Source organism: Achromobacter sp. SIMBA_011, assembly GCF_046535435.1.
Classification (GTDB): domain Bacteria; phylum Pseudomonadota; class Gammaproteobacteria; order Burkholderiales; family Burkholderiaceae_B; genus Achromobacter; species Achromobacter dolens.
The window spans coordinates 1-244 of record NZ_JAWRWN010001051.1 but is presented as its reverse complement, the minus strand read 5'-3'; the positions used below and the strand labels follow the sequence as shown (position 1 = coordinate 244).

Sequence of the window (244 nt, the reverse complement as noted above, 5' to 3'; positions counted from 1 at the left end):
CCTGCATGACCCTTGGCCGCCTCGACCAGGACCAGACCGAAGCCCTGGCCCAGGCCGGCCTCGACTACTACAACCATAACCTCGACACTTCGCCGGAGTTCTACGGCAGCATCATCACCACCCGCACCTACAGCGAGCGTCTGCAAACCCTCGCCTATGTGCGTGATTCAGGGATGAAGATCTGCTCCGGCGGCATCCTCGGCATGGGCGAGTCCCTCGATGACCGCGCCAACCTGCTGATCCA

At 62.7% G+C, this 244-nt stretch carries 1 protein-coding gene; it reads left to right on the top strand.

Annotated features, from left to right (window positions below; all coding sequences use genetic code 11):
* The coding region (locus tag SB816_RS34240; protein WP_410548529.1) for a radical SAM protein at positions 1-244 on the top strand (244 nt) is incomplete at both ends.